This window comes from Varibaculum sp. (assembly GCF_008661855.1).
Classification (GTDB): Bacteria; Actinomycetota; Actinomycetes; order Actinomycetales; family Actinomycetaceae; genus Varibaculum; species Varibaculum timonense_A.
Genome location: NZ_RPZY01000043.1, coordinates 1 through 3720, shown reverse-complemented (window position 1 = coordinate 3720; position 3720 = coordinate 1). Strand labels below are relative to the sequence as shown.

The 3720-nt window shown below is 55.5% G+C and carries 2 protein-coding genes; both read left to right on the top strand.

Annotated features, from left to right (window positions below; all coding sequences use genetic code 11):
• The first annotated feature begins 310 nt into the window (after positions 1 to 310).
• Positions 311 to 2581 carry a VaFE repeat-containing surface-anchored protein gene (locus QZT94_RS05225; protein ID WP_296773250.1) on the top strand — a complete coding sequence of 757 codons (2271 nt, stop codon included), beginning with the start codon at positions 311 to 313 and terminating at the stop codon, positions 2579 to 2581.
• Between the two features lie 136 nt (positions 2582 to 2717).
• On the top strand, positions 2718 to 3720 hold a 1003-nt coding region (locus QZT94_RS05220), incomplete at its 3' end, for a hypothetical protein (protein WP_296773248.1).

The window sequence follows — 3720 nt, the reverse complement described above, 5'->3', positions numbered from 1 at the left end:
GGCTACAGCGGTGGTAGTGGTGACGTGTGCGGCGGCGGACCATACTGCTATAACCCAAACTTCCCCGAATGGATACAAGCCACCGACGACGGAAGCTGGCACCACCAGGTGCAGCCAGATGAGAATGGAAATTGGACGAACGATCACGGATGTATCGCTGGATGTGACTAGCAACCTGCGAATCCGATGAGTCCAGGGGGCGCCCGACCGGGTGCCCCCTTACTTTGTGCGCGCACACTCCACGTAATAGGTGAAGCCCCTGAATGGGTTTCGTGATCGATCATCAAACCTATATGAAAGTGGAGTAGTGATGAGTATTCCTATGACCACGCACGCTCAAGACGCGCCTCGCGCCACTAAGGGCGGGCTGGCTTACCGGCTAGCTCTCGCTTTGACAGCGCTTGCGCTTATCTTTGTCGGCTCTCTGAGTGCCCTACCGGCTCACGCGGCAGGCTCTTGGGTGCGCGGCGTGCCTATTGGAGGAAGTGTTGGCTGGCTTGGCACGTGGATTCCCTACCAAGGCCAGCCCACCCCTGGTCTGTGTATTCAGGCTGACGCGGTCAATCCCTCGGCGGCAGTTGCCGTCACCCCCGGAGAGCTGACGAGTCAGCCTGGCCTTAGCCGTCCGGCTGATCTGAGTGTTGATATTGCTCAGATGGCGTACATCATGAAGTGGTACACGCCAAAGTCCTTAGAGTTTTCAAATACTGACGTAGACGCGGCCGCCACAGGCTTCCTTGCACACGTGAACTTTGAAAACTCGGGTCGCGCTCAAGCGAATGTCAATGAGCTACTCCAACTCACGCCGGCTAACATTCAAAACCGGGCGCGCCAAATGGTCGCAGAAGCCAAAGCGGCCGGTGTCGTCGGATGGGAAGCAGGTGAACCAGAAACCACCAACCACATGTACGGGACATTCAACGGAATTCAGGTACGCAACTCAAGCGGTTCGCCTGTATCCGGCTACCCATTCACCGCGACCTTAAACGGTCCAGCCGTATTCGACGAAACGGGTACTAATACTTACACTGGCACGACCGCCAGCACTCCAATCAATGGAATCAAGTGGCACTCAACCGCCAACGGCAAAGTCTTTGCTGATGTTACTTACAGTAACGTTCCCGCCCCTGTTCTCGGCTATGCGTCGCCTGGCGGTGGCAGGCAGGACGTGATTTTCGATATTGAGAGAGTTACATCTAAGACCGTTCAGTCTCCAACGGGGGATGTTATCTTCGATTTCCGCCCCCAAGGCCTCTCAAATGGGGATACCGATAAGGTCATTGACAGCGGCGCTGAGCTGACTGACACGTTCACCCCGAACGCTGACCCGAACTACGGGGACGGTAAGTGGCTCAACATCGATGGCACCAATGTGCCCGTGAACTACCGCGCAAGCCTCTACTACATCGACCCCCTCGCTCCAGCAGAACAGAGCGATACCGTGCCAGAAGGCGCAGAACTCATCAAGTCCGTCATCGTCAAAGCCAACGGGCCTGAAACGGTGCTTACCGCTAGCGCAGGGGCCGCACCCAAGGACGGTTTCTACACGTGGGTGTGGGAAGTAAAAGCCGATGACCAGGACGCTGCTTGGTCTCAGTACATTAAGGCCGACTTTGTTGACGACTATGGCATGGCAGACGAAACCACGTCAGTAAGACACCCAGCTCAGATTGATTCGAAGTTGAGTGTGCGTGACACCAAGGCGGGTACCTACCTAGTAGATGACGTGTTCGTCACCGGAATGCCGTCCGATCACCCCAACTTTGAAGGCGCAGCCGGATTCAAGGCAGACGAGAAACTCATCTCTCACGAAGTGCTGTTTTTCCCCGCTGGCCTTAAAGTAACCGAAGCGAACCGCGACAAGGCTGAAAAGATTGGTCAAACCGTCACCATTCCAGCCAAGAACGGTGTCTACCCCAGCGTTGGTGACACGTCGTGGATCGCTAAGAAGGGTGCAGACGGCAAGCTAGTAGCCGGCACCTACGTATTCATCTCTACTTTCGCCGGTGATGACCGCGTAACCCCATTGGCTACTTCTGTAGAGGATGTGACCGAGCAGTTCACTATCACAGCTGATGGGCCGAAGCTCAAGACCACGTTCACCGGCGAAAACGGTGAAAAAACCTTGAAGCCTGGCAAGGACACGAAGCTGGTTGACAAGGTGTGTGACGCGAACGAGAAACTTGTTCCCGGAACTGAATACACCTTGAGGCTCAAGGTTCACAACAAGACCACCGGCAAGATGGTCATGGTAGACGGCACAGAGTATGAAGCGACCGCGAAGTTCACGCCCAACACTCCGCAAGACTGCGGGAAGGTAGTAGCCAACCTGGACACTACCGGCATGGCAAACACCCAGCTTGTTGCCTTTGAATACGTCTACGACGCAGACGGGCAGCTCGTGGGCACCCACACGGATGCTGATGACACGGATCAGACCATTAAGCTCGCAGCCGCTGACAACTCCGGTGGCGGGTCGGCCCTGGCCAAGACCGGCGCAAACCTCGCACCGCTAGGCGTAGCCGCACTACTAGCCACGGGTGGTGCAGGTGCCCTCGTAGCTAAGCGACGCAAGAACTAACCCACAAGATCCCCTCCAGGGATAGTTAAGGCCCGCACCTTTTGGTGCGGGCCTTAACTGTGCGCGCACACCCTACGCAGTAAGTGAAGTCCCAAGCGCGGACTGAAACAAACACCGGTGACGAACAGGAAAAACAGTGTCTAGACTCAAAACACTCATGAAAACTACGGCTATGACCATCACAGCCACAGCCGTGCTAGCAACAAGCGCAGGACTTGCAGCTAACGCCCTACCTCCCGAATCAAAAGACAGCGCGTTAGAAGAAGTCGGGCAAGGCTACCACCTACAAATCGATGACAATCTTGTGTGGTTTGGAGGATTGAAAAACCCAGACGGACATGACCCCCTCATCTGGTCCACCATCTTCACCAATAAAATCCCCTACGACTCGCAAGGCTACTTTCTTAACACAACCAACGTTGATAACCACCAAGACCCCCAACTCAGTGTGACTGGCACACAGATGGGGTGGATTCTAGCCACCTACGAATCTGTTAATACCACCCAGTCTCGCGCCGCCATATCACTGCTTAACCGGCTCAACTTTGACGCTTCGGCATATGCGCTCGACCCTAGCCACGACCCGAACTCAGAACTGCTCCGCCCCGCACGCGAGCGCGCAGCCAAGGCCACGGCCGCCATGCAGCAAGAACACCCCGATGTGGTGGAACTAGCCAAAAAATACGCTAACCAAGCAGTAAACGCATCACCCGAAAAGTTCGGCTCACCAACCGTCCAAGGCGATGGCACGTCCGAGGGAACTATTAACCTGCGTTGGATCAACGCCCTAGGCAAACCCAGCCAAGGACTTAAAGCCACGGCCACGCTAGATGGTCCGGCTGTATTCAAAGACAGTGGCACTAAAACATGGCAAGGCGAAAGCACAAGCGAAGGCTTCCAAATACCCTGGAAATCTACCGGAGTTGGCACTGTTAAAGCCGAAATTGAAATCATGACCGGCTATTACTCTCTCGTTATCCAACTCAATAGGAAAGGACTGACCTCGGTACGCACAGGCCCCGGCAAAGACACGAGTGAGGCAACCCGGAAACAGGAAATAGATTTCAACACTGCCGAACCAGAACCATCGCCCTCGCCGGAACCTAAGCCCCCACCCCAGCCGCTTGCTAAACCAGCCG